At 47.2% G+C, this 20,725-nt stretch carries 19 protein-coding genes and 2 rRNA genes; 4 read left to right on the plus strand and 17 right to left on the minus strand.

Going from position 1 to position 20,725, the window contains the following annotated elements; translation table 11 throughout:
- Both rrf (QFX30_RS07310) and rrf (QFX30_RS07315) read left to right on the plus strand, forming a co-directional pair.
- Positions 1–114, plus strand: a 5S ribosomal RNA gene (rrf, locus tag QFX30_RS07310); the annotation flags it as partial.
- 42 nt (positions 115–156) lie between these two features.
- Positions 157–277 (plus strand): 5S ribosomal RNA (gene rrf / locus QFX30_RS07315).
- Positions 278–555: 278 nt separating this feature from the next.
- Here rrf (QFX30_RS07315) and QFX30_RS07320 read toward each other — a convergent pair.
- The 8 genes from QFX30_RS07320 to QFX30_RS07355 all read right to left on the minus strand — a co-directional run bounded on the left by QFX30_RS07320 (position 556) and on the right by QFX30_RS07355 (position 12,258).
- Positions 556–2,019 (minus strand): trehalose-6-phosphate synthase, encoded by a 1,464-nt coding sequence (locus QFX30_RS07320; RefSeq protein ID WP_300490285.1) that lies wholly within the window; start codon positions 2,017–2,019, stop codon positions 556–558.
- Between the two features lie 16 nt (positions 2,020–2,035).
- Positions 2,036–3,337, minus strand: a complete 1,302-nt coding sequence (locus tag QFX30_RS07325; RefSeq protein WP_300490288.1) for a phosphomannomutase — start codon at positions 3,335–3,337, stop codon at positions 2,036–2,038.
- Positions 3,338–3,342: 5 nt separating this feature from the next.
- Positions 3,343–4,497 carry an NDP-sugar synthase gene (locus QFX30_RS07330; RefSeq protein ID WP_300490291.1) on the minus strand — a complete coding sequence of 385 codons (1,155 nt, stop codon included), beginning with the start codon at positions 4,495–4,497 and terminating at the stop codon, positions 3,343–3,345.
- A 120-nt stretch (positions 4,498–4,617) separates the two neighbouring features.
- Complete coding sequence (gene otsB, locus QFX30_RS07335; protein WP_300490294.1) at positions 4,618–5,412, minus strand: trehalose-phosphatase; 795 nt, start codon at positions 5,410–5,412, stop codon at positions 4,618–4,620.
- The gene (locus tag QFX30_RS07340; protein WP_300490298.1) at positions 5,405–6,472 is read right to left on the minus strand and encodes a hypothetical protein; all 1,068 of its coding nucleotides are present in this window, start codon (positions 6,470–6,472) and stop codon (positions 5,405–5,407) included. The genes otsB and QFX30_RS07340 overlap by 8 nt, the downstream gene beginning before the upstream one ends.
- Positions 6,473–6,496: 24 nt before the next feature.
- Complete coding sequence (locus tag QFX30_RS07345) at positions 6,497–8,425, minus strand: endonuclease MutS2 (protein ID WP_300490301.1); 1,929 nt, start codon at positions 8,423–8,425, stop codon at positions 6,497–6,499.
- Positions 8,426–8,506: 81 nt separating this feature from the next.
- Entirely contained in the window at positions 8,507–10,903 is a 2,397-nt protein-coding gene (locus QFX30_RS07350; protein ID WP_300490304.1) for a U32 family peptidase, read from the minus strand.
- A gap of 29 nt (positions 10,904–10,932) precedes the next feature.
- The gene (locus QFX30_RS07355; protein ID WP_300490307.1) at positions 10,933–12,258 is read right to left on the minus strand and encodes a GAF domain-containing protein; all 1,326 of its coding nucleotides are present in this window, start codon (positions 12,256–12,258) and stop codon (positions 10,933–10,935) included.
- Between the two features lie 117 nt (positions 12,259–12,375).
- On the opposite strand from QFX30_RS07355, the gene tmk reads away from it, so the two are divergent.
- Entirely contained in the window at positions 12,376–12,960 is a 585-nt protein-coding gene (gene tmk / locus QFX30_RS07360) for a dTMP kinase (protein WP_300490310.1), read from the plus strand.
- 77 nt (positions 12,961–13,037) lie between these two features.
- Here the strand turns inward: tmk and QFX30_RS07365 are convergent, their stop codons facing one another.
- Genes QFX30_RS07365 through mcm form a run of 5 tightly spaced genes read right to left on the minus strand, consistent with a single transcriptional unit; the run spans position 13,038 to position 17,739 of the window.
- Positions 13,038–13,247, minus strand: coding sequence for a hypothetical protein (locus QFX30_RS07365; RefSeq protein WP_300490313.1), 210 nt, complete (start codon positions 13,245–13,247; stop codon positions 13,038–13,040).
- Entirely contained in the window at positions 13,248–14,207 is a 960-nt protein-coding gene (locus QFX30_RS07370) for a tyrosine--tRNA ligase (protein ID WP_300490316.1), read from the minus strand.
- 4 nt (positions 14,208–14,211) lie between these two features.
- On the minus strand, positions 14,212–15,267 hold the full coding sequence (locus QFX30_RS07375; protein WP_300490319.1) for a 60S ribosomal export protein NMD3: 1,056 nt from the start codon (positions 15,265–15,267) through the stop codon (positions 14,212–14,214).
- Between the two features lie 26 nt (positions 15,268–15,293).
- On the minus strand, positions 15,294–15,701 hold the full coding sequence (locus QFX30_RS07380; protein WP_013295174.1) for a translation initiation factor IF-2 subunit beta: 408 nt from the start codon (positions 15,699–15,701) through the stop codon (positions 15,294–15,296).
- A 37-nt stretch (positions 15,702–15,738) separates the two neighbouring features.
- Entirely contained in the window at positions 15,739–17,739 is a 2,001-nt protein-coding gene (mcm, locus tag QFX30_RS07385) for a minichromosome maintenance protein MCM (protein WP_300490321.1), read from the minus strand.
- A gap of 107 nt (positions 17,740–17,846) precedes the next feature.
- Between mcm and QFX30_RS07390 the strand changes: the two genes are divergently transcribed.
- The gene (locus QFX30_RS07390) at positions 17,847–18,281 is read left to right on the plus strand and encodes a hypothetical protein (protein ID WP_300490324.1); all 435 of its coding nucleotides are present in this window, start codon (positions 17,847–17,849) and stop codon (positions 18,279–18,281) included.
- Positions 18,282–18,324: 43 nt separating this feature from the next.
- On the opposite strand, the gene QFX30_RS07395 is transcribed toward QFX30_RS07390, so the two are convergent.
- From QFX30_RS07395 to QFX30_RS07410, 4 genes are all read right to left on the minus strand, one after another.
- Positions 18,325–18,960 (minus strand): SAM-dependent methyltransferase, encoded by a 636-nt coding sequence (locus QFX30_RS07395; RefSeq protein WP_300490327.1) that lies wholly within the window; start codon positions 18,958–18,960, stop codon positions 18,325–18,327.
- A gap of 4 nt (positions 18,961–18,964) precedes the next feature.
- Positions 18,965–19,483, minus strand: a complete 519-nt coding sequence (locus tag QFX30_RS07400; protein WP_300490330.1) for a metallophosphoesterase — start codon at positions 19,481–19,483, stop codon at positions 18,965–18,967.
- Between the two features lie 271 nt (positions 19,484–19,754).
- Entirely contained in the window at positions 19,755–20,186 is a 432-nt protein-coding gene (locus tag QFX30_RS07405; protein ID WP_300490332.1) for a V4R domain-containing protein, read from the minus strand.
- 147 nt (positions 20,187–20,333) lie between these two features.
- A complete protein-coding gene (locus QFX30_RS07410) occupies positions 20,334–20,690 on the minus strand; it encodes a DUF5518 domain-containing protein (protein WP_300490335.1) in 357 nt (118 codons plus the stop codon).
- Positions 20,691–20,725 lie beyond the last annotated feature (35 nt).

The raw sequence follows: 20,725 nt of genomic DNA on the forward strand, positions 1-20,725 counted from the left end.
GTCATGGCGCAGGGGTTTATACCTGATCTCGTTTCGATCTCAGTAGTTAAGTCCTGCTGCGTGGTGGGTGTGTACTGCGGTGTTTGCTGTGGGAAGCCCACTTCACTGCCAGACCACACATCATACTTACATATCATCCTCATTAACATCACACGGCATGGCGGTCATGGCGCAGGGGTTTATACCTGATCTCGTTTCGATCTCAGTAGTTAAGTCCTGCTGCGTGGTGGGTGTGTACTGCGGTGTTTGCTGTGGGAAGCCCACTTCACTGCCAGCCATTCATCCTAATCTTTATATAAAACTATTTTCATAGAATTAACTGTCACATCTTAACGACTGATGCCCAAGGTCCTTCTATGATGTGGGCTGATGCCTCAGATGATTAGAAGAAACCCAGCATCGGACAGACTGCCTGCTTCGAGGGTTGCTCGGGGAGGGAAGGGTAATCTACCTGTGAACCCGTAGAGTTAGTGTGCAGGCAAAATTATAAATTTTTATAAAAATTAAAATTTCATTCTCTTGATTAAGACACGATTACCTACTCAATCACTTAATCTATTTCATCAGCCTCTCAAAGTCATCGAACTGTTCATTGACCCAGTGATATATTGTTCTTTCACGAACCTTCGATTTAAGGCCATCTGAAAGCCTCTTTCTTTCATCAGACTTCATTGCTAGTGCCTTATAGATGGCATCTGCGGTTTCCTTTATATCAAATGGGTTCACACCTATGACGTACTCGGCAAGTTCCTCGTAGCAACCGGCGTTCTCTGAAAGTATGACTGTCCCTGATTTTTCATTCATAAGCGCAGCCTCCTTGGGGACGATGTTCATACCATCGGCAATGGGGTTCACAATGAGGCAGTCATAGTTTTTGAATGCAGCAGCCACAAGCTCGTAGTCGGCGCGGTGGATGTACTCAATGGGCTTCCAGCTGGAGTTACCGTACTTACTGTTGATTTCATCCACGGTGCCCTTCACAGCATCTGTATAATCCCTGTACTCCCTTATCTGCTGCCTTGTTGGTTTACCCGTGGCAAGGAACTTTACCTTACCATGAAACTCGGGATGCTCCTTCAAAAACAGTTCATAGGCCCTGAAGCCACGTATTATGTTCTTGCTGAGATCCGCCCTGTCTGTACGGTAAATGAGAAACATGTCACCCTTCAACTTTCTGACGAAATCCTCCTTCTCCCTGAAAGCATCTGATTTGGCGGTTCTTCTTATACTATCAGGATCAACGGATATGGGATAATTCCTTACAAATGTCTTTTCATCCCCATTCAGCACCACTCCATTCTCAGAATCCAAATCGTAGCCAAGGTCCCCGCAACATTCCATGAAGTTGGAACAGTACCTTTTGATGTGGAATCCGAGAACAGTATTTGAAAGGAGCCCATTTATTATACTCTCCCTCATCTTTTCAGGGAGTATTCTGAAATAATCCCTCTGTGGCCAGGGGATATGTATGAACTGGCTCAGGAAGACATCACCAACCTTCTTCTTTATGAAACCAGGACATAAGTAGAGGTGATAATCCTGTAACATAATCAGAGGATTCTTTTCATTTCTTTCAATTTCAGATATAACTTTATCTGCAAATTTCCTGTTAACATGGACATAACCCTCATCCCAGGCAAGATAGATTTTATCATCGATTTCAGGAAAGTAGGGAGTGTTCCACATGTAGTGCTGGATGAACCAGAGAAGCGGGTTGCTTATGACACTGTAGTATGATTCATACCTTTCACGGTCCACTATAACAAACGAAACTGTGAATCTCGGATCATCTTCCGGAAGGGGGACCCTGTTTTCAGGGTAACCCGCTGCCACTTCAGCATCCTCAGGGGTCATGGCGCTGGAGACCCAGACACCGCTGAACTTTTCAACAACAGGCAGCAGGGTTGAAACAAGACCCCCCGCACCTCTTTTCATAACAATTTTCCCATCTTTTCTGAAAAATTCCACTGGTCCCCTGTTGGATACGATAACAGGGTTCTTATCTTCAAGAAACTTCATGCTGCGTCCCTGAAGTTCACTCACCATAAAGATCACTCATTTTACTTTTTATAAGGTTCATTATATGGCGTGATTTCTTCTGGGTTTCCTCAGAGGATTCTGATTCAATATAGATCCTTATAAGTGGTTCAAATCTGGACGGCCTTATGAGGACAACTCCTGATGATTCCTCAATCCTTATACCATCTATAAGTTCAATTTTTTTGCCTCTGAAATGTTCAGCAAGCCTTTCAATTAAACTATCCTTGAATTCGTTGGGACAGTCCATGCTGAATTCAACCCTGCTGTACCTCTCCATTCTGGATGCAAGGTTGTGGAGTGTCATGTTTCTCTCTGCCATTATCTCCAGCATCTTCAGAAGCGCGAAGGTGGCATCGTAACAGTGCTGGAATTCAGGGAATATGTACATTCCAGGCTCATCACCACCGAAAACTGCATTCTCTGTGTAAACCCTGTTGAGGACATCATTTACTGATGTCCTTATAAGACGTCCTCCGGTGACATTCTCCAGCGACTTTGATGCGACCACTGAGGACACCACGGGACCATCAGATGATTTCAGGTAATGGTCTGCAAAAATCGATAGTACGGTCTGGTCCCTTATAAGTTCACCTCTCTCGTCTATGAAGAAGATGGTGTCCCTATCGTTATCCAGTATAACCCCCATATCCGCGCCGGTTGACCTCACAACATCCGCTATCATGGATATGCTGGAGGCATTCGCGAGGGGAAAGTTTTTACCAAATAGCGACCCTCTGAATGTGATGTTTATGGTCTGACAGTTTAGTCGGTTGAGTATATCCGCCTCAATGTTTGATGGGGACCCCTCATCGTAACCTAAGACCACCATAAATTCATGCTTTCCTACAGAGGGGGATATGAACTCGAGTATTGATTTGATATAGGAGTCAAGGTAGTTATTGACATATCGAAGCTTTCCAAGCTGATTCAAGTCTGCATAAACTGTGGGGCGTTGTTCAAGTGGAATTTCATGGTTGCTGAGGAGTTTTATGTTTATTTCATCTGTTCGGAGTGGGGAGCGGGAGACGTTTATCATCAAATGACTGTCAAGACGCTCCATGTGGTGATGTATAACAGGGACTGTGGCAACTCCAAAATCAATAACATCAACTCCAGCAGCCATCAATCCCGTTCCTATGGCCCTCTTTATCATCTGAGATGGTGTATGTGCGTCTCTGCCTATCAGGACACGCCTGCAGCTTACGTAGTCACCTATCAGCATCCCAAGGTTGAGGGCAAATGAGCAGTCTATGTCCCGGTTAACAGAGCCCCTTATATCCTGAACGTACCTTGCCATTGGAATCACTGTTCAGCCACAATGGGATAATCCGAATCAAGGAGGGAACCTGAGAGTATCCTGAGGTTGTTGCTGACGCTGCAGTGGGACCTGATAATGGTTGATGGTTCCAGGAGGGCGCCACGGCCGATCATGGCAAACCTTTCGATGATGCAGTTCTCTCTGATATGGCAGAATTCATCAATAACACAGTTTACAAGCTGGGAGCCTTCCTCAATTCTGCTGCCATCAAGAATAACGGACCCCCTCACGAAGCTGTCACTTCCCACATAAACTCGGGGTCCAATCACGGTTTCCCTGCCTATGAATGCACCATCATCTATCTCTGCACCGTCACCTATAACCACGGGTCCAGCTATACGAACTCCCTTGCCTATAACAACATCCTGTCCCACCCATATGTCTCCAAATCGACCTGGAACCTCATTTAAAAGTTCGCCTTCAGGTTGAGGGCTTATCTGACCATTAAGGGCGTCATGGTTGGCCTTAAGGAACGTGTCTGGTTTACCTGCATCATTCCAGTAACCACTGAAAATAAATCCGTATACACCCCTGTTCTCCTCTATCAAAAGAGGGAAGATGTCAGCTGAAAAGTCAGAGTTTCCTTCAGGTATGTAATCAAAGATCTCGGGTTCCATGACATATATGCCCGCATTTGCGATTTTGCTGAAGACCTCCTCTGGGCGGGGTTTCTCATGAAAACGTGTTATTCTCCCATCATCATCGAGAACCGCTATGCCGTAATGTGAAGGGTCATCAACTGGTGTGAGGGCCACGGTAACAAGTGCATCCTTCTTTCTGTGGAAACTGACCATCCGCTGGAGGTCAAGGTCAAAGAGCACATCTCCACTGAGGACAATAAAGGTTTCATCAATATTACTGGCCGCTGCCCTAACACCCCCAGCGGTTCCAAGGGGCTTCTTCTCGGATGAAAACCTGAAATCAATCTCCGGGTACCTTGAGGAGACATATGAACTTATCTGATCTTTGAGATACCCTAGTGTCATTATAATTTTACTGTAACCAGAATCAATGACCCTCTGAATTATATAATCCAGTATGGGTCTATTTGCAACTGGTACAAGTGGTTTGGGTTTTGAAAATGTTAGAGGTCTTATTCTTGTACCCTTACCCCCCGCCATGACAACCACAGATGTCATGGATAATATTATGTTGCCCTTATCTAATAAGTATTTTCAGTCAACACATAATAAATTATTAATAAATAAACTTATTTTAAGAGAAAATTAAGAAGTAGGGGTTTATTAAGAAAAATTAACCTATTTTAAGAGCCACTTAAGAAATCTGAGGACCTCTGGGACTCCTGACACATAAAAAGAGGCTGAATCCTTTATTTCATCGGGTATCTCCTTTGAGAGCACAATTATAGATGCAGTTTTGATTTTTCTTTCAGATTCTAGTTTTCTGAGTTCCCTGAAGGCATCGGCATCGGTGACGTCGTCTCCAAGGTACACTGCAGATGATACGTCTGATTCCTCTATGATTTTCCGGACTATGAAGCCCTTGTTGTACTCCACCGGGGGTTTGAGCTCAACAAGCATTCTCCCGTGATCCACACGTATTCCTCTGGATTCAGACATCTCCCTGAGGATATCCATTATCCTTTTCTCTGTCAGTTCAGGATCAGTGCACTGCCTGTAATGTATGGAATAACAGATACCCTTATCCTCAAATATGATATTCTCATCGGGGGATTTCTCCTTGAGTTTAAGGGCACATTTTCTGATGATGGGAATGTACTCCTCAACCTCTCTGAAGCGTTTATACCTCCCATTTATAATGTACTCAAGGCCATGGTTTCCAACATATATTGCATCCTGGACCCCCACCATCCTGAGCGCCTCATGCACAGGCCTTCCACTTATAAAAGCAAGTAAACTGTAGCGTTCTGAGATTCTCCTGAGAACTTCCCTCATCTCTTCATCTACGCGGGCTTCAGAGGGTGTTGGTGCTATTTCACTTATTGTACCGTCGATATCAGTGATTATAGCTGTCCTGCTGGGATTCTTCAGGTATTCAAGTTCATGAAGAAACTCAAATAAATACTCAGGCATCAAGAGCACCTTTAATTCTCTTGAATATGATATATGGATCGCTTCCGACGACTGAACTTCCAAAGAGTTCCATGCCGCCTATATCAGATGATGCTGATGCAATGTTTCCGCGGTCCACGATTCTTATGATGCCTGGAATCTCCATTTCTGCATTGAAGAGGTGCATTGAGAGGTTGAAGCTGTAGACACCACATTTATCTATCAGGCACCTTAATATCTTGAAGAGGTGATTCCGGAGATCAGAATCTCTGGAGACATCTGTCTTAAAGGTTATGATGATCTCCTTTTCCTTCAGGGGGGTTATACTTGCATATACACACGCTTCTCCTGCTTCAGCACCAAGTCCAAGGGCCTGGTGGACTGAAAAGACATCATCATGGTATGATGAACCATAACGTTCTCTGTATCTCCTGGAGACATCATCAAGGAATGCAATCCGTGCATAGGGTCTCCTGCCCAGGAGAAGCTGCATGTGGCCGTGGATCTGGGATGCCCCTGCCCGTGGGAGGCAGTTCCATACCAGCAATGGAAAATGAAATCCTGAGGATTTCTCCGCCATTTTAAACCATTCTGAGGCGGTTATTAGGTAATCTGAAAATTCCTCTAGGGTGAAGTCAAGGGGGTCATGTTTTCTGAATATCAGAAGGCCGCTCCATGCATCGTACTTAGCTATGTTTGATGCTGTAATGGAGTGCCTTCCCACGACACGTCCGAAATCATCTTCAGGTGTGTACAGTTCTGGTTTGCAGAAGTCACACCTCTTTTTATCATTGATAAGTTCATCAAGAACCTTTCTGGCGGGTTCGGTGTCCATAGCCGGCTTTTTAAGGCGCATGGAATTAAAAAGTGATCCTTCACCCGTCCAGCGGTTGTATGTGCCTATTATCCTTTGATTTTCAGCAGATTCAATAAATTTTGTCCCAAACCTCTCTTTGAGGCTTTCACTCACCTTAAAGTGTCCTTCACCACATTCAACATTATATATGCGGTTGAATATCTCATAGATGTCCTTCTGCTCTCTTTTAAGATCCAGGAGATGGTCCTTGAGATGGGTTATCATGGTAAATGATATAATTATTAAGATTTATCCGTTTTTCTGAAACTTTTCAAGTATCCTGCGATAAACCATCCTCTCATCATCACATGATTTCTCATATATCATCCTTATGATCAGCTCAGGGGTGCTCCTTGCAAGGTAGTTTATCCTGGGTGTTCTATCCACAATGAGATTATAGTTCTCATCAAGCCCCCTTGCCTCGATACCATCAACCCGCACATCCACGTACTTGAGTATTTCACGGGCCATGTGGGTCACAATGACCGCAATGGATTCGGATTCCATTATGAACTCTATGAAGGTTGCTATGATCTTCACTGCGGCATCAAGTTCGGTTATTGCCTCAAGTTCATCGAGAAGTATGAGTTTTGAGCTTCCACTCATTGTCACAGGGGTGAAAGTCCTTATGAATGACTCAAAGGCACCGGCATCCAGGGACCTCTTCTTTGAGATGAAGTGAATCTCCTCAACGGGTCTTACCCTGGCCTCGAGTGCACATACCGGAAGCCCCATCTGGGCCATCATGGTCACCTGTGCAAGTGTCTCAAGAAGCGTTGTTTTTCCCCCACTGTTGGCACCGGTGAGGAGCACAACATTATCAGGGTTACCCAGTTTGTAGTCAATTCGCTGTGGTTCTTCTGATCCAACAAGGTTGAGGTGCAGTGCCCCCCTGAGGATGATCTCATCACCGAATTCCGGTTCAACGAGTCCGTAATCATGTGCGAAGAGGCCAAGGGCGAAGCGGTAGTCAAATTCCATCAGCTCCTTTATTTCATTTTCAACGACTTCTCTGAGTTCACTGAGCCTTGATGCCGCATCAACCCTCCTTTCAAACTTCCTTATATTTCTTGATGCTGATTCAAGACGTCTAACCCTTTCAAGTTCCCGCTGATCGATCTTGAGAGGATAAGATTTTATGAAGGGATCGAACTCAACACCTGTCTTTCTCTTTATCATCTCACAGGCCTTTTTGAGGACATCATTGAATATCCTCTCTAGTTTACCTGTCATTCCCTGGTTGAGGAGGGCCAGGACCTCCTCTCCTTTAAGGTCGATATCCTTTATGAGGTCCCTTAATTCTGAATCAGCCCATGCCTTCACAGAGTTTACAGCCTCATCAATGTCAACTTCTTCCTCTTCAAGGCTACCCAGCTCATCCATTATCGCAAGGACCTCATCAAGACAGGTTTCCATGCCCAGAATTCGTTTGATTTCAAGGGCGCCACGCAGTAGCTCAATGTTCGCCCTGAAATATCCAAGGACATCCTCCGGCACAATCTCATGTTTTTCTGAATCTGCAGTGACCATTACCGTGTTGAATGTGTCCTGCAGGTCAATCATTCCCTCAGAGTAGACATAGATTATCAGTTCGTATTCATCGAGTTCGCCCTGTTCAGGGTTCATTATCACTGGATGGTAACGGTTGAGGCCCATGTCTATCATGTGATCATAGTCCTCTTTTGTCTCCACAAGTATGGCTCTTGATGGATTGAATGTAGGGCGGGGTTTTTCAGGCCTTTTAATTTTTTTCAGAAGGTCCCTTAACTCTTCAATGGGAAGTTCAGAGACCATTTTCTTGGATTCCATGACCATTTCAATATGGTTCCTCATGGCATCAATATCCATGGAGGGGTGGAGTAGCATTAGCCGGTTACGGGCATAGTCGGTATGGGCATATGAACTGATGGTCTCAACTATTTCCTGGTAGATCTGAGATGCTCTTTCTGTTTTCAGGAATGAGGGAACAGGATTTCCAAGGAGTTCACTGGTTATTTCAATGGCCTTCCGCTGACTTATACCTTCGATTGATGAGATTCTATCAATTTCAAGGTTTTCAACAGCCTTTAAAAGCTCTTTTTCTCCCCCGAATTCGTCTATTATCTTCTGCGCCAGCTTTTCCCCTATCCCACTGACATCTGTGAGGGCTTTTCTGACAGAATTCATGGACTTCATCATGCCCACTATGTGGGGTTACTTGAATATATATGAATTCAGAGTGCACATGGAAACTATTCAAATGTACATGGCGAGAATCCATTATTCTGCAAGACCCCTCCTGAAGTGTGATGCCGTTACCCCTGAGGGACTTTCCATTACAATGCGCTCCTTGATATCCGGAATCCCTTGGGGTGATTCAAGGGCACTCACATAGGATTCAACAAGTAACCTGGTTCTCTCTGGGGATTGAATACGGCAGTCGATGGAGAAGTTCCTGAAGCCCGCATCAAGAAGGGAGGGTAGAAAGTCAATGAGGCAGGTTTCCCTTGAATTCATGATTACCGTTTCACAGCCCAGCAGCTGATTTATGGGAAATACAGCGCCCCTACTGTCCATGATCCCCCACCTGGAATCTTTGGATGTATCGAAGTCTGGTGGTGCGAGTTTCCAGAGGTTGTCCCGGGTCACCATTGCTGTGAGATTCCCATGAACGATGATTTCAGCGGGGACCTGGATTCTCTGAAGGTCATTCCATGATAACTCAGGTGAGAGGGTCAGTAGGTGAAACTTGCCTGATAGGAGGGCGGCTGAGCAGGTGTTGAAAATGTTGAGGGCTGGTGATCCATAAAACTTCACATCACGGTTTATCAGGTTAGGGATACCGTAACCACCCACCATGAGGTCCATGGAGAGGTCCTCTTCAATTTCAAGGAGCCTTTCAAGGAGCCGGTCATGGGTTATGTCAGGCCATTTCCATACAAGTTCAGCACAGTATCTGGATGAAACCCCAGAGGCCCTCTCCAGAACACTGATGATGTCTTCACCATCACAGCTCCTGAAGTCATCGTGAAGCTGGGGTTCCAGGTAAACCCTCCCTGCACCGGCCTTGAGGGCGGATTTCATTGCCTTGAGGTCCTCAACATAGACTGATATACAGGGCTCCTCTGGAAGTCTCATGGTAGGGTGATCAAATTCAAGCATTGGATGGTGATGGTGGGGTCTTCTCTCTCTGAGTATCCTTCTTCCGACCTTCATCAGAAGTTCCCTTCTGAGGGCGTTGAGACGACTTAGGGGGTAGAATAGTCCCCCAGGGTACCTGAATTCGGTTAAAGTAAGCCTGAAGGGCTTATCCCCAGCCCTCAGCAGGTGATCTTTTATTGTATCCTCATTGAGGGGTCTTTTGAGGGCCCTCTCAAACTGTGTTTCAACCGATTCCCTGAGCCTCAGCCCATTCATCATCCATTCTGCGGTTAGATTCACCATTCCATCTTTATCTGCAGTGAATTTCAGTTCAATATCCCAGCACTTTCCTGGAGATGATCTTCTGAGTTTTTCAGTGAATTTCTGGAGGTCCTTCCTCCCTGTAAGGTAAACCCGTGTACCCTCTTTTACAGGTCCTGAAGGAACGGAGAGTAATCCACCATCGTATCTATGGTCATGGACATACATTCCTTTACCTGTTCCCTGGAAGAAGAGGCCATCACCGGCTTCTGGCTTTATACGGGAGGTTATCCTTATATGGGCCCTTCCACCCCTGTACCTTTCAACATAGCCCACCGGGAGGCCCCTGTCACCGGGGTATTCTCGTCCCATGAAGTCCTCCCTGAAGAGGTGTCCTCCTGTGAGTGTCCTGTTGAAGGCCAGCCTTAGCTTTTCAAACTCCTCCTTTGATGGCTTCCACCCACCCCTCTTTATCTCATCAAGGGCCCTTCTGTAGACGCTCACTGTGGTGGCAACGTATTCAGGGGACCTCATCCGCCCCTCTATCTTAAGGGATCGGACTCCGGCTTCAACCAGTTCCTTGAGGTGCATGTAGGCTGAGATGTCCCTTGTGGATAGGAGGTACTCCTCCCTTAGCGACACCCTCCTCTTTGAGGGTTTTAACTGAAGGAGTTTATACCTCTTTCTGCATGGCTGGGCGCACCGGCCCCTGTTACCGCTTCTACCACCTATAAATGAGGATAGAAGGCACTGGCCAGAGTAACTGTAGCACAGGGCTCCATGTATGAAAACCTCAAGCTCCACGTCTGATTCAGCCGCAAGGGTTCTGACCTCATCAATGGAGAGCTCCCTTGCAAGTATAACCCTCTCAAGGCCCATCTTCTCAGCCCATCTTATCCCTGCCCTGTTGTGTATGGTCATCTGGGTTGAGGCATGGAATGGGAGGTCAAGGGATAACTCATCCCTCAGAACCAGGAGCGCTGGATCCTGTATGATCACAGCGTCTGCACCTGCACTGGAGAGTTCCTGGAGGTATTCAGCAACATCTGAAAGTTCAGAGTCCCTTAGGAGGGTATTGACAGTTACATACACGTTTCTGTCATGCAGGTGGGCGTATTCCACTGCCTCATGAATCTCCTGCAGGCTGAAGTTCTCTGCATAGTGCCGTGCACCGAAGTCCTTTCCTGAGAGGTAGACGGCATCGGCCCCTGCATTGATGGCGACCCTGAAGGAGTCAGGTGAACCTGCAGGTGCAAGGAGTTCCGGGATTTCCAAGTACTGTTACCTCCAGACAGAATAAGGATTTATTTTATCTCCTCAAGGACCTCGGTAACTATCTTGAGGAATTTCTGTACAAGGGCCCTGTTTTTCTCCTCACTGGCCCTGACACGGTCCTCTTCAATTTTTCTGTGAATTGCGATTGCATATATGTCTGCAAGGCGCTCCATTACCTCAAGATCCCTTTCATCGTAGTCCCCATCCTTCCCTGAAACTGCAAGTATTCCCACGAGTTCCTTGTTGAGTAGCGCAGGGGATGCCAGGAAGTTCTTTATTTCAATGTGGCCCTCAGGGACCTCCGTGGATTCAGGGTGTGAGGATGGATCATTTACAAGAAGGGGCTCCTTTTTTCTGATCACCAGATTCCAGAGACCACCCATCTCAGCGGATTCAGAGTCCATATGACACTCCCTTCCCACTTCCTCTGAGGTGAAGTAATTCCTCAGTTTGCCGTCTGATTCAAAGAAGCCTGCCATGCAGTATCTGCTACCTGTAAGTTTTTTTGCCCTTTCAATTATGCTCTTTGATATCTCCTCTAGTGGAAGGGGGGATAGGAGCTTCTTTGATACCTCTGCAAGGCTTTTGTTTATGGCAGTCTCCCTTTCAAGCGCCCTTCTTGCAACTTCCTTTTCGGTGACATCCCTGTGGACACCCACCACCCCCTTTATATTGCCCTCAAAGTCACGTAGGGGCGATAGGGTTGTTTCAAAATGGGGGTTATTCATGGTCTGCCAGACCCACTCATAGCTCACGGTTTCTCCCTTAAGTGCCCTTTCAATCATTTCGCTGTGAATCCTGTCACCGAAGACCTCGCTGACATTTTCACCCTGAACTTCATCTGCATCAACACCGTATTCTGCAAGTGGTCCTGGTGATATCATGGTTAGTCTTCCGTTGCTGTCAGCGGTGAACAGTATATCGCTTATTGATGAGAGTATGGCCCTGAAGAGTTCATCGTTTTCTGCAAGGCGCCTCTCGAGCTGGTGTTTGTGGAGGGCGACCTCTATGACGCTGTGGAGTTCCCGGTCCTCAAAGGGCTTTATTATGTATCCAAAGGGCCCTGTTATCTTGGCCCTTTTGAGGGTTTCCTCGTCGGAATAGGCGGTTATATAGATTATTGGAACCTTCATCCTTTTGGTTATCTCCTCAGCAGCCTCTATACCATCCATGTCCCCCTTGAGGACAATATCCATCAGTATGATGTCTGGCCTTGTTTTTTCAGCCATTTCAACGGCCTTTTCACCGGTGGAAACTGTGGCTGTAACCTGGTAACCCAGGGATTCAAGGCGCTGGCTTATATCAATGGCAACTATGCTCTCATCCTCAACCACCATGACCTTGGCTTTTGACATGTTCCACCTCTATAATAAAATTAATACTATAATTCTGTATCTAAATCATTATAAAGTTATGTTATGATTTCAAGGCATAGGGGAAGATATTTTACCTTCACCGATAGATTAATCTCTATGTACATATGCTTTGAGGGAATTGACGGGTCAGGTAAGACGACACATTCCGCCCTCACCGCGGAGTGGCTCAGGGAAAACGGATACAGGGTCTTTAATGTTAGGGAACCAACAGACTCCAGGATAGGGGGCCTCATAAGGGAGATGCTCTCCAGTCCCGATGCCAGGACACCTGATGGGCAGAGGATACTGGCTCTGCTCTTTGCTGCGGACCGCCTGACACTCAGGGGCAAAATAAAGGGGGAATGGGGTGGAAGTGTTGTGGTGAGTGACAGGTGCTACTATTCCAGTATGGTTTACCAGGAACCCGATGAATGGGTTTCTGAGATAAACAGGTTCGCACCAAAACCTGATATAGTCATACTACTTGACCTTGATGTTGAACTGGCAATGGAGAGATGTGGTGGTACCGATGAATTCGAGGATCCCTCATTTCTTTCACGTGTCAGGGAGAGGTACCTTGAACTCGCAGATAAAAATGAATTTTACATTGTTGATGCAGGGAGGGGGCTCAATATCATTCAGAGGGATATAAAGAGGATAATTGCCCCCCACCTTGGGATATGCCCCGATGGGATAAGATAGTGGTTGATGAACTCATTTTGCGCGACCTAACAGGGTAGCTGGAGTAATTATATGATAGATCCAGTGGATCGATGCACTCATTTTTCCTGGGGCCCCGGGTTCTCGAGTTCCTCTATCCTCTTTCTGATGGATTCAAGGATACGTTCCCTTGCCCTTTCAAGTTCCTCTAGCTCACCCCTCAACACGGGGCCATCGTCTGTCTGTATCAGTTCAACCTCGTATTCATCAATTATCTCAGCCATTGTTGTGTGTGTTATACCTGGCGGAAGTCTCATGTCGTAAAGCATCTAAACACCTTCCATGTAGTCCCTTACAGGTCCCAGCATGTCAATAAGGTACTCTGAGACCGCATTCTTCAGATCCAGCGGGTGTAGGTCGCCGCTGGAGTAGGTATTCAGGAGTTCGTCAAGGTCCAGTTCAAGGTCACCCCCGAATTTCTCAGGGCGACTTATGGTCATCCTGCCATATTCTGGCATTATAAAGTACTTCACGATTTCGATGATGGGGTTACCCTCCAGTTCCCCCATGGGACAGTAACTACCCTTCACCTTTTCCCTTATCTCATCGGGGGAGTCGTCCACTGCAATGAAGTTGCCCTTGCTGGAGGACATCTTCTCTGAGCCGTCGGTGCCGTGGAGCAGTGGGGTGTGTATGCATACCGGTGCATCGAAACCGAGCCTTGGGAGGTTCTCACGTGCCAGCATATGTATCTTTCGCTGTTCCATTCCACCCAGCGCCACATCCACATCAAGGTAGACCATGTCAATGACCTGCATGAGAGGATAGATAACCTCTGCAACCTTGTGATTCTTTGATTCCCTTGTTATCTGGGCCATGCTCCTCCTGGCACGGGTAAGTGTTGTTATGAGGGCCATTCTGTATACAAGGTCTGTGTACTCTGGCTGAGTCTGGAAGGATGAACCGAGGATGAACTCGGTTTTATCAGGTGAGAGTCCCAGTGCCAGGAAGCATTTCCTGTTGTAATCTGCCATCTCCCTTATCCGCTCCATGCTGCCCTTACCATTGAGGTATGCATGGTAGTCGGCAAGGAGTATCTTGACCCTGAAGCCGGCATCCTGCATCTCCCTCAGTTTCCTTATGGTTATAGCGTGTCCCAGATGGACCTTACCTGAGGGTTCATAGCCTGTGTAGACAACAGGTTCATCCTTCTTCAGGACTTCCAGCAGTTCATCGGGTGTTATGACCTCAAGAACATCACGGGTTAGGGTGTTGAGCGTATCATCCATCGGATCATTCCTCCGCCTCATCAATGATGTAGAGTCTCTTCTTAATTTCTATAACAGGAACCTGTTCTCCTATCTCAAGTTTTGATGTGTAGCTGTCAGCTTCAAGGTCCACGGGTTCAAATGTTTCAGGGTGAAGTACCTGTATCCTTCCAGGGGATCGTGCAGTCACTGTGGTTGTCTTAACATCACTGGCCCTCGCAACGAGGTCAATATTTTCATATTCTCCCCAGAGTATATTCTTCACATCACGGGTCTCAAGGTCCTTTACAGCCACACCACGCTTTCTGAGGTCAAGGACCGTGAGCATTCGATCCTGGTGCAGTAGGAAATCCCCTCTTCTGAAATCAGGGAGTCTGAGCGAGATCCATGTTCTGTAGAGTCCCTTACCGCTTGACTTATCCTGCCCAATTAGCCGTGGTGATTCGCGGACAATGCCACCGAGTTCCTCCCTGAGGGCGCTTACAACCTTTCTGGCGGATTTATGGGATCCTATGTAGTAGTCGACCCCCTCCTTCACCTCAACCCTCTGGGGGAGGTATGCCAGCTTATCCTTCCTTGAAAGCTTCAGGAGGGTCCTTTTAACTGTGAGGTCAGCCCTTTCTATTTCTGATTCATCCAGTTCCCTTCCATCGGCCCTTAACTGTATCACAGCTTCGTAGTAGCCTGATGCCTGTTTGCTGCAGGCCGGGCAGGCAGTGTTTGTGAGGCGGACCTCCACCCCGTACTCCTGGCTCACCATACTTCCGAGGACCTCAGCATCCACCTCCACCAGGCACTGGTAGATGGTGCCCCTCTGCTGTATTATTTCCAGTTCAATTTCAGGGTTTTCAACGGGGGGTTGCCATCTGATATTCTCCTCAAGGGCCCTGTATACTATTTCATCCTCAGGGAGGCCCTCGTCCACCCACTGGCCACTTATCAGTTTTGCATGGCAGTGGCTGCACACATAAACCTCTATTCTGGAGGGTATGCTGAGGATGGTGTAGTCCTCAAGGAAACAGTCCCTGCATAGTCCATCATATAATTCAGAATCAGAACTACCGCATCTGACACAGAACATTTTCTATAGCTGCTCCTCTATCTTCTCTAGACGTTCTTGAGGGGCGCCTTGGCACCGCATGCCTCACACTTGAGAAGGGATATCCGCCCCTCCCTGATTATCCTTGTATCAGGTCTGTTGCATTCGTGACATATGACGAATTTGTTGACGTAGTCCTCTATCCTCTCGTTTATGAGAAAGTGGGTGAATTTACCCTGGAGTATGGCCCTTCCACCCTCAAGGTTACCTGCGGTACCCAGTTCCCTCAAAAGGAATTTCAGAAGGTGCTGCGGGTCCCTGTTGAGGGCATCTGCGACCTCCCTGAAGTTCTGTATGAATGTCCTGTTTCCTTGTATAACTGAGTACGCCTTTGGAACCTCGAAACGTTTTGTTTCAAATACCTCTGGGGGCAGCTGCTCTATGGCCCTTTCAAGTAATTTTTCGTAATCATCCATAATCTATACCTCCGGTAAAAAGTGTGTAATGGAAAATTCAGACCACCTTAAGGTATCCCCTGGCGGGCTCAAATATTGCACCCTTGTCCTTGAGGATCCTTATCAGTTCCTCAACCTTTTCCTCACTCACGTTATATCTATCCATCATCTCAGTTATAAGAATATTGGTGGGTGCCCTGCCACCGTAGTCCTCCTCGTATTCCTTTATGAGTTCAAGTAGAAGGCGGAACTTGTCCCTCTCGGATTTGGGTGTTCTCCCCTCAACCTTGTCGATGTCTATCTTGCCTGTCTCAGGGTCATACCCCACCTGTTTCAGGCATGCCTGGGACAGTTTTATGGCCTTCCTGGCATCCTCTGCCTCCACGTGTTCCTTGAGTTTTATCTTTGCACTGGCCTCTGAGAGTCGTACAAGGGCCTCCAGCTGCCTTGCTGTTATGGGGACGGGGGAGTCCTCATCGGCTGCGCTGGCCCTCATTGATACGTAGAAGTCCTCAAGGACTTGCATCGCCTCATCTGTCAGCACGGGCCTCACATTCTTCCTTGCATAGGCTATGTACTTCCTCAGCAGTTCTGGATCTATTTCAAAGGGGGTGTGGTCCTCCTTATGTGTTTTCAGGATGTGTCTTGCAAGCTCCCTGTCCTTCTCCTCATCGGGTTTATCCTCCACAACGAATATCAGGTCAAAACGTGACAGTATGGTTGATGGAAGGTCTATCTGTTCTGCAATTGATTTGTAACTGTCGAATCTTCCGAATTTTGGGTTTGCGGCTGCCAGGACAGAGCACCTTGAGTTGAGGGTTGCCATTATACCTGCCTTGGCTATGCTTATTGTCTGCTGCTCCAGTGCCTCGTGGATGGCTGAACGGTCCTCATCACGCATCTTATCCAGTTCATCCACACAGACGTTACCCTTATCCCCAAGGACAAGGGCACCGGCCTCAAGGGACCATCCACCGAACTCATCCCTCACAGCCGCAGCGGTGAGCCCAACCCCTGAGGTACCTTTCCCGCTTGTATATATCCCCCTGGGGGCCAGCTTTGACACGTACTTGAGCATCTGGGACTTACCTATACCTGGGTCCCCGACTATGAGGATGTGTATGTCCCCACGGAGGCGGGTCTTATCATCGAGCTCCTTTCCGGTCCCCCCAAAGAGCTGAAGGGCTATGGCCTCCTTTACCTCACGGTAACCGTGTATTGATGGTGCGGTGGACCTTATGATCTTCTCGTATATGTTGGGGTCGGCTGCAAGCTCCTTTATTTTTTTCTCGTCCTCCTCACTTATCTGGAGCTCCTCGAACTCCTGTTCAAGGAACTCGGTGTAGTTTCCGTATATGAAGTTCTTGAATCGCCTGGTCCTCTCATCGCGGACTGTCCTCAGTGTACCTGTGACCCTCACGATGTCCCCTGGTGTGAGGGTGTCAACTAGGTCATCCTCAAGGACGACTGTTATCTGGCGGGGCTGTTCACCACCTGAGAGGTTCTCAAGGGGCTCCTGGAGTTTCAGTGTCTGGGTGTCCAGGAACTCTGATTCGTCCTGAAGGAGCCTGAAGGACCTGCCACCACACTCTGAGCAGAGAGATGGCTCTGTGATCATGTTGGTGGACTGGCTGACCTCATGGAGCCTCATGCAGCCCCTGCACTCAAAGACGGCCTTAACTATTCTGGGTCTTATCTCATCTGTCTTCCTTACAATACCGTCAACTACAACGAATTTACCTATGAATTTACTCCGGAGCTCCCGGAGGGGTATGACGTTACTGACTCCGCTGAACCTTATGTTGAGGTCCACGTTCTTCCTCAGCGGATCAATATTCCTTATGGCCTTCTGCGCGGCCCTTATCACATCGTCTGGTTTTTCAATTAGAAGGTCCGCAAGATCTGGATCGAACATTTCAAGGTCAAGGTAATCAACTTCAATTGATCTGACGTTTGGGTACTTCTCTATGGACTCAAATACCCTGTCCTTGTACTTCTGGAGTGAAAAGAATTCTTCGAATTTTGTTAGTGTCTTGCTCATATCCACGGTTTTCATCATGAAACTATATTATAATGACATTATAAAACCTTAATTGAGTGAGTGAACTAGCCTTATGTATGAACATGAAGATTTTTTTTCACAGTCACTGAATGTAAGGTGAGATCATGAAGAGATCAAGGATAAACCTCTTTAAGGTAACTTCAATGACCATATCAATTCTGGGAGTACTTCTCATAGCCGGAACCATATTGATATTTGCATATATAGGCGTAGACGCAATATCTGATGCCATATCAGGGAGTGTGGAGAAGGGTGCCGAGTACGATGAACTTGCAAAGCTTCAGAGCGATTACTCGGTACTGAAGGTCCAGTATGACTCGGTTAAAAAGGAGGTTTATCATAGGAACAATGATAACCTGACAAAGACGTACCTGAATGCTGAGATAGAGCTCGTGAAGGCTAAATCGGCGATTGATGACGTTAAAAGTGCACTGGAGACAAATAAACCAAAATATGAGGTTGATAATCGTATAAAAACAGCCAGGTATCAGCTTCAGGTTGCCTCACAGGCCCTGAATGATCTGAGGGCACTCATGTGAGCTTAGGGTTCTCTCCTATTCCTTTTCTTGAATTCCACCCGATCTAATGGATGATTCTCTCCCATTTCCTTCTACCCTTGAAGTTCCGCCCTACAATGTACATCTCTGCGCTTGCCTTTCTTGATGAGGCTGGTTTTGTTGTTTTGAGTTTCCAGAAATCCTTTTTCATTTCCTTTATGACTTTATCGAGTTCAGGCCCCTGGAATGCCTTGATCAGGATGTTCCCCTTCCTTTCAAGGACCCTGTAGGCTATATCAAGGACGTTCTCAACGAGATCCACCGAACGGAGGCGGTCGATGTCCCTTATACCTGAAAGGGATGGGGCAGCATCTGATATAACCACATCCGCCCTTCCGCCAAGCTCCTCGATTATCCTCTCCTTTATTGCAGGGTCTGTGAAGTCCCCCATTATGGCCCTGAAGTTCTCGGCGGGGAAACCCTTTATCCTCTGGAGGTCAACTGCAACCACAAGTCCCTCCTCACCTACCTTCTCAAGGGCGACCTGTGACCATCCCCCGGGGGCTGCCCCGAGGTCGAGGACCCTGTCACCATTCCTTATCAGTTTGTAGCGGTTGTTGAGCTGCAGTAACTTGTAGGATGCCCTTGAGCGGTAGTTCTCCCTCTTGGCGCTTTTGTAGTAGTGGTCCCTTTTTCTTTCAGCCTGCCATCGTTTTCCCATGGATTCACCTCTGGAAGTTCAGTGATCTGCAGACAGGCGCCCCTGTCCTGATGATCCTGGCATCGAGTTTTTCATTGTCAATTTCAAGGAGCATGACGCTTGGATCTGTTAGGCGGGGCACTGTAGGGCTTCCAGGGTTGAGGAGAAGCATGTCCTCAAGTTCGGTTATGAAGGGCTGATGTGTATGTCCACTTATGAGGACATCCGCACCAAGCTCGAGCCCCAGGTACCTCAGCTGCTGGGTATCACCACGGGGGTAGACCTCCCCGTGTATGAGGCCCACCCTGTATGCTCCGATCTCAAATACCCTTGATCTGGGGTTGTCTACACCATATCTGCGGTCCATGTTTCCCTGAACGCACTCAACAGGTGCAATGGTTTCAAGGTCACTCAGAACATCCGGTGAGGTCAGGTCACCGGCGTGGAGTATAAGTTCAACGTCCCTGAAGGCCTCAAATACCGCCTCAGGAAGTTCAGCTGCCCTGTCAGGGATGTGTGTATCTGATATAACACCTATTAGCATTCTCACTCTCCTTATATGGGGGATAGTTTTCTTTGTTTACCCTCTGTCAGTTCCATGGTGGATTTTCAGTTGATACCATCAGGTGAGCAATAAAATTACACAGTCCTATATCTTTTTTATTTTTAAAATAAGTTTTCCGGGGTATCGGTATCTGGGTCGTGAATAAACTGTACCCTGTTGGGCCGCACTCTGGTTCCAGAGGTGTCTGTATTTCTGACCTGTACCGAGACCCGAAGGTGTTAATGAGGGGAAACAATAAATGGGCTGTTGGTTATCTCACAAATTCCTCAAATTCACAGGTACGGTCACCGAGACCCCAGCACTTAACCTCACGGAGGTCAACTGGTCTCCCGCTCATGGATTCGAGTATCCCTGCAAGTAGACCACCCTCAAAGTGACAGAGGGCCTTACCTGAAGCAGGAAGTCCTGCACAGCTTAGGCACTCATCAACCCTAAGGCGGTAGGGGTTCTCTTCAAGAATCTCAAGTTCACCGGCGCGGTTATCATGGAGAACTTTCACGGCTTCATCAGTGCTCTTCAGTCCCATACTCCGTCCAAGGTCCTTACCACTCTTGTAGAGGATACCATTGGCCCCGTCTCCTATGATTGAGTAGGGCATGAACCTCAGTATCCTGAACAGTTTTATATCTGTCATGGTACCAAGGGATGGTCTTTCCGCCACAAGGTCTCCAACATCATACATATTCATCACCTTTTAATAAAGGGTATCTCTTAATATTTAAAGTTTTGTTATTACCGGAGCATCCAAAAAATAGTAATAAGTCGCAGACAATTATTATCCCTGGCAGCATGGCCACAGTTCTTAATTAGGGATTAAAAAAATTAATGATCAGTCACCGGCAAGGAAACCCCCAATGGCGCCACCGATACCCATGAAGATCATTGAAACAAAGAGGAGTACCACCACAAGCAGTATACCGGCGAATGCACCAAGGAACAACCCTCCGAATCCTCCAAGGACGGCACCAAAGATTGTTAAGAGAACCGCTAGGACTATGCCGCCAAAGGCACCGGCAAGCGTGGCATTCCAGAACCCACCAGTGGCACCTTCCCTCACCATGAGGCCAACAACAAAACCCGCAAGGAACAAGCCAAGGACAGAGGCCTGGTCAATAAACGGGCTAAGGATGATCGGAAAAACAACTGCAAGTATGAATCCAGTAATGACAGCTCCCCACTTAACCATATAAACACCATTATAATTTATGTTACGCCATCCTA

The sequence above is a fragment of the Methanothermobacter sp. genome, from assembly GCF_030055435.1.
GTDB lineage: Archaea > Methanobacteriota > Methanobacteria > Methanobacteriales > Methanothermobacteraceae > Methanothermobacter.

Coding starts and splice junctions, on each gene's coding strand:
- QFX30_RS07320 (WP_300490285.1), bottom strand. CDS start 2,019: ATGAAGTTTCTTGAAGATAAGAACCCTGTTATCGTATCCAACAGGGGA.
- QFX30_RS07325 (WP_300490288.1), bottom strand. CDS start 3,337: ATGGCAAGGTACGTTCAGGATATAAGGGGCTCTGTTAACCGGGACATA.
- QFX30_RS07330 (WP_300490291.1), bottom strand. CDS start 4,497: ATGACATCTGTGGTTGTCATGGCGGGGGGTAAGGGTACAAGAATAAGA.
- otsB (WP_300490294.1), bottom strand. CDS start 5,412: ATGCCTGAGTATTTATTTGAGTTTCTTCATGAACTTGAATACCTGAAG.
- QFX30_RS07340 (WP_300490298.1), bottom strand. CDS start 6,472: ATGATAACCCATCTCAAGGACCATCTCCTGGATCTTAAAAGAGAGCAG.
- QFX30_RS07345 (WP_300490301.1), bottom strand. CDS start 8,425: ATGATGAAGTCCATGAATTCTGTCAGAAAAGCCCTCACAGATGTCAGT.
- QFX30_RS07355 (WP_300490307.1), bottom strand. CDS start 12,258: ATGTCAAAAGCCAAGGTCATGGTGGTTGAGGATGAGAGCATAGTTGCC.
- tmk (WP_300490310.1), top strand. CDS start 12,376: ATGTACATATGCTTTGAGGGAATTGACGGGTCAGGTAAGACGACACAT.
- QFX30_RS07365 (WP_300490313.1), bottom strand. CDS start 13,247: ATGCTTTACGACATGAGACTTCCGCCAGGTATAACACACACAACAATG.
- QFX30_RS07370 (WP_300490316.1), bottom strand. CDS start 14,207: ATGGATGATACGCTCAACACCCTAACCCGTGATGTTCTTGAGGTCATA.
- QFX30_RS07375 (WP_300490319.1), bottom strand. CDS start 15,267: ATGTTCTGTGTCAGATGCGGTAGTTCTGATTCTGAATTATATGATGGA.
- QFX30_RS07380 (WP_013295174.1), bottom strand. CDS start 15,701: ATGGATGATTACGAAAAATTACTTGAAAGGGCCATAGAGCAGCTGCCC.
- mcm (WP_300490321.1), bottom strand. CDS start 17,739: ATGATGAAAACCGTGGATATGAGCAAGACACTAACAAAATTCGAAGAA.
- QFX30_RS07390 (WP_300490324.1), top strand. CDS start 17,847: ATGAAGAGATCAAGGATAAACCTCTTTAAGGTAACTTCAATGACCATA.
- QFX30_RS07395 (WP_300490327.1), bottom strand. CDS start 18,960: ATGGGAAAACGATGGCAGGCTGAAAGAAAAAGGGACCACTACTACAAA.
- QFX30_RS07400 (WP_300490330.1), bottom strand. CDS start 19,483: ATGCTAATAGGTGTTATATCAGATACACACATCCCTGACAGGGCAGCT.
- QFX30_RS07405 (WP_300490332.1), bottom strand. CDS start 20,186: ATGTATGATGTTGGAGACCTTGTGGCGGAAAGACCATCCCTTGGTACC.
- QFX30_RS07410 (WP_300490335.1), bottom strand. CDS start 20,690: ATGGTTAAGTGGGGAGCTGTCATTACTGGATTCATACTTGCAGTTGTT.